At 63.8% G+C, this 3,999-nt stretch carries 5 protein-coding genes; all 5 read right to left on the bottom strand.

Features of this window, described 5'->3' with window-relative positions; all coding sequences use genetic code 11:
• Positions 1-6: 6 nt before the first annotated feature.
• Positions 7-657, bottom strand: a complete 651-nt coding sequence (locus EOD07_RS25430; RefSeq protein WP_127237378.1) for a methyltransferase domain-containing protein — start codon at positions 655-657, stop codon at positions 7-9.
• A 61-nt stretch (positions 658-718) separates the two neighbouring features.
• On the bottom strand, positions 719-1,531 hold the full coding sequence (locus tag EOD07_RS25425; RefSeq protein WP_127237377.1) for an amino acid ABC transporter permease: 813 nt from the start codon (positions 1,529-1,531) through the stop codon (positions 719-721).
• A gap of 304 nt (positions 1,532-1,835) precedes the next feature.
• Positions 1,836-2,633: a transporter substrate-binding domain-containing protein gene (locus EOD07_RS25420; protein ID WP_127237376.1), complete on the bottom strand. Its 798-nt coding sequence runs from the start codon at positions 2,631-2,633 to the stop codon at positions 1,836-1,838.
• A gap of 170 nt (positions 2,634-2,803) precedes the next feature.
• Positions 2,804-3,283, bottom strand: coding sequence for a MarR family winged helix-turn-helix transcriptional regulator (locus EOD07_RS25415; protein ID WP_245470478.1), 480 nt, complete (start codon positions 3,281-3,283; stop codon positions 2,804-2,806).
• Positions 3,284-3,300: 17 nt separating this feature from the next.
• Positions 3,301-3,720, bottom strand: coding sequence for an organic hydroperoxide resistance protein (locus tag EOD07_RS25410; protein ID WP_127237374.1), 420 nt, complete (start codon positions 3,718-3,720; stop codon positions 3,301-3,303).
• Between the last annotated feature and the right edge of the window lie 279 nt (positions 3,721-3,999).

Here is a 3,999-nt window from a genome sequence, read left to right as displayed (position 1 = left end):
GCTTATTCACATCACCTCGAACACAAACGTCTTCACCAGTGCTTCCGGATCGCCGATGGCGTAGCAGCGGAACCATGGGCTCTGCTCGACCAGGCGCCATTTCCTCGCCCGCTCCAGCTCGTCGAACACAGCCTGGAAGCCGCCGCTCTCGAAAACCTGGTCGCGCACGGTGAAGATGGCGTGGCCGCCGGCCTTGGTGACGCGCACCAGCTCATGCAGGCCGGAAGCCGGCGCATGGCCTATGGTGAAGACGCCGGTCGAGAAAAAGGCGCGGAAATGCCGCTCGGGCCAGGGCAGCGGGCCGCCGAGCATCGCCTTCTTCAGCTCACTATAGGCCGGCTTGCCACCGGCCTGGCGGCTGCCCGCGATTTTCAGCATGTCGTCTGAGAGGTCGAGCCCGGCGATATGGTCATAGCCCAGAGCCTTCAGCGACGGCCCCGACAGGCCCGTGCCGCAACCGGCGTCGAGCAGCGGACCTTCGCCCGCCGGCACATGCCGCGCCACCCAGGCGGTGATCAGGAAAGGCAGGAGATAGCCCAGCGAGGCGGTCTCGCTGTCATAGGTGGCCGCCCATTCGGCATAGGCCTTGGCGAGCCCTTCCGGCGAGTCGGCCGAATAGACGGAATCCAGCGCCGCATTGGCCTTGTCGAAATTCATGGGCGAGTCCTCCGAGCCGGATTGCAACGCTTCCCAACCTAACGCGGACTTTTGCCGCCGGCTATTCCTGATGCTGCCGGCGCAGCCGCTGTTCCAGCGCCCGCAGCGCCAGCGACAGGCCGACTGTCAGGATGAGATAGATATAGGCGACGATCGAATAGGTCTCGAAGAAGCGGAAGGAGCCGGCGGCGTAGACCTTGCCGATCTGCGTGATGTCGGCGACGCCGAGCACGGAGACCAGCGAGGAATCCTTGACCATGGCGACGAAGTCGTTGCCGAGCGGCGGCAGGATCATGCGGATCGCCTGCGGGAACACGATCAGCCGAAAACGCTGCGCCCGGCTGAGCCCAAGCGCCTTGGCCGCCTCGATCTGACCTTTCTCGACCGACTGGATGCCGGCGCGGAACACTTCCGAGATGAAGGCCGAATAGCCGATGGTCAGAGCCATGATGGCGCGCCATAGAAGCGAGACGTCGCGCACCAGGAGCTCGCCGATCAGGCCGGCGCTCTGCAGCGGCGCGGTCAGCGCATTCCAGGCGGCGACGAAGGCCGGGGCGCCGGCGAAGGCGATCCAGAACAACAGCACCAGGATTGGCACGCCGCGGATGATCTCGACATAGAAACGTGCGATCTGCCGCAGCCATTGCGATCGCGACAGCGCCATCAGCGCGATGCCGAGCCCAAGCACGGAGGCGAGCGCGAAGGCGACCGCGGTGACGAAGACGGTGATGCCGATGCCCTTGGCGACGGTGGCGAAGACTTCGGCGTAGAGGTCGCTGGACGCAATGGCGAGGGCGGCGGCCAAGGCAAGGGCAAGGGCGGCGGCCAGCCACCACGGGAATTCGGATTTGGATGTGGGGGCTGCGGGCGGCATTAGTTCCCAACGCTGGTAAATAGATGCCTTCGCAAGAGCTGCTGATCTCCCCCCTTGCGGGGGAGATGTCCGGCAGGACAGAGGGGGGTGCTGTCCCGCCGGCCTATCAACTGATTACGATCACAGCCTCCGATCGGATTCGATTCGAAGAAGCTTGGAATGGAGACGTCGCGATCCGGCACACCCCCCTCTGCCCTGCCGGGCATCTCCCCCACAAGGGGGGAGATCGGACGTCGCGACGGCTTTCGCCAATGACCAACGTTAAAGGAAAGGCGGCGCACACGCACCATTCTCAACAATGCGCCTACTGCCCCATCTTGTAATCAAGGAACCACTTCTTGTTGAGCTTGTCGAACGTGCCGTCGGCCTTGAGCGATGCGATGGCGGCGTTGACCGGCTTCACCAAATCCGAACCCTTTGGGAAGATGAAGCCGAAATCCTCGGTACCGAGCGGTCCGCCGATCAGCTTCAGCTTGCCTGCGGAAGCATCGACATAGCCCTGGCCGGCGGTGCCGTCGGTCAAGACGACGTCGACGTCGCCCGATTTCAGTGCCTGCACGGTCGCGCCGAAGGTTTCGAACAGTTTGATGCGCGGGTTCTGCTCGTTGCCGTCGAGCACGCTGTAGACGGCGGTGTAGAACGGCGTGGTGCCCGGCTGGGCGCCGATCAGCCCGTCCTTGAAGGCGCCGAAGCTCTTGGCGTCGGTGAAGCGGCTTTCGTCGCCGCGCACCAGCATGAACTGCTCCGAGCGCATATAGGGATCGGAGAAGTCGACCTTCTCCTTGCGGTCGTCCTTGATGGTGATGCCGGTCATGCCGATGTTGTACTGGTTGTCGGAAACCGCCTGGATCATCGCGTCCCACGAGGTGTTCTGGTACTCGACCTTGAAGTTCAGCCGCTTGGCGATCTCGTCCATCGCGTCATATTCCCAGCCGATCTGCTTGCCGGTCTTCTTGTCGATGAACTGCAGCGGCGGATAGGCGTTTTCGGTCACCACCACGACCTTCTTGCCGCCGAGATCGGGCAGCGCATCGGCGAGCGCCGCGACAGGCGCGAGAAGCCAGGCCACCATGGCGGCCAGCAGCAGTTTCGACTTGGTCATGACAAATCTCCGAAGGTGATCGGCCGCGCTGTTTGGCGCGGCCAGGAAAATCCGGCGCCGACTTTAGCTTGCCGCAAGCGCCTTGCAAGCCGGTCCGCGCCGCCTCGGGCCGGCCAATATGCAATCCTGTGCTCTTCGGGGCAGGTTTCGCGGGATGACCGTTGCCGCGATCAATCCTGGTCGGCTGTGGACTCGCGCAATCCGGCGACCAGGCGCGTCAAGGTGCCGTGCAGGGCTTTCAGCTCGGCCCGCTCCAGCGGCATGCCGCAGCTTAAGCCTTCCTGCACGTCCTTCATCTTCGCCCGCAGCGCATCGCCCTTGGCGGTCGGCTCGACCAGCACGCGGCGTTCGTCGGCGGCATCGCGCCGGCGCGTCACCAGGCCGCCCGCTTCCATGCGCTTGATCAGCGGCGTCAGCGTCGCCGAATCGAGCCCCAGTGCCGCGCCGAGCTCGCCGATCGTGCTCGGCGAATGCTGCCACAGCGCCAACATCGCCAGATATTGCGGATAGGTGAGGCCGAGCGGATCGAGCAGCGGCCGGTAAAGCCTGGTCATCAGCCCGCTTGCCGAATAGAGCGCGAAGCAAAGCTGCTGGTCGAGGCGTGGCACCTCGGATGCCCCGGCGTCCTGCGCCGGGGCCTGCCTGGTCATGGTTTCGGTTTTCGTCGTCATGCAGCCTTTGCCGAGAGCGCCACGTCGATATTGCCCCGGATGGCGTTGGAATAGGGGCAGATCTTGTGTGCTTCCGATACAAGCGCCTCGGCGCCTGTCTGATCAAGGCCTTTGATTTCCACCGCCAGCGAAACGCCGAGGCGGAAGCCGCCCTGGTCATTCGGATAGAGGCTGACCGTGGACGTGATCGAAGCGTCCTTAAGCGGCAGCTTCTGCTGGTGGGCCACAAAACGCACCGCGCTCTCGAAGCAGGCCGCATAGCCGACGGCGAAGAGCTGCTCGGGATTGGTGGCGCCGCCCTTGCCGCCGAGCTCCTTCGGCATCGCCAGATCGACCTTGAGCAGGCCGTCGCTGGTCTCGCCATGACCGTTGCGGCCACCGGTGACGCGAGCCTGGGCGGTGTAGAGTGCAGACATTTTTGATCTCCATTTGATTTGTACACGATTATTTAGCGTACAAGATAATTGATTGTCAAGGCAGCGAGGTGCGTCCCTCTCGATGTTCGGATGAATTGGGCGGCAGCCCCTCAGCTTCGTCATCCACGGGCGGAGCGGAAGCGAAGCGGACGCGGAGACCCGAGGATCCATTCCGTTATCTTGGCCGTGGAGTGCAGCGGAGCAGAATTCTGCACCGCAGCGGCGCCCAAATGTCACGGAATGGATCCTCGGGTCTCCGCGTCCGCTTCGCTTCCGCTC

The sequence above is a fragment of the Mesorhizobium sp. M2C.T.Ca.TU.002.02.1.1 genome, assembly GCF_003997225.1.
The sequence above is the reverse complement of the archived record's forward strand: the minus strand, read 5'-3'. Positions and strand labels throughout refer to the sequence as shown.

What these genes read in the sequence shown, in the direction of transcription:
- EOD07_RS25415 (WP_245470478.1), bottom strand. Translation starts at nt 3,283, where the DNA reads ATGACCAGGCAGGCCCCGGCGCAGGACGCCGGGGCATCCGAGGTGCCA.
- EOD07_RS25420 (WP_127237376.1), bottom strand. Translation starts at nt 2,633, where the DNA reads ATGACCAAGTCGAAACTGCTGCTGGCCGCCATGGTGGCCTGGCTTCTC.
- EOD07_RS25410 (WP_127237374.1), bottom strand. Translation starts at nt 3,720, where the DNA reads ATGTCTGCACTCTACACCGCCCAGGCTCGCGTCACCGGTGGCCGCAAC.
- EOD07_RS25425 (WP_127237377.1), bottom strand. Translation starts at nt 1,531, where the DNA reads ATGCCGCCCGCAGCCCCCACATCCAAATCCGAATTCCCGTGGTGGCTG.
- EOD07_RS25430 (WP_127237378.1), bottom strand. Translation starts at nt 657, where the DNA reads ATGAATTTCGACAAGGCCAATGCGGCGCTGGATTCCGTCTATTCGGCC.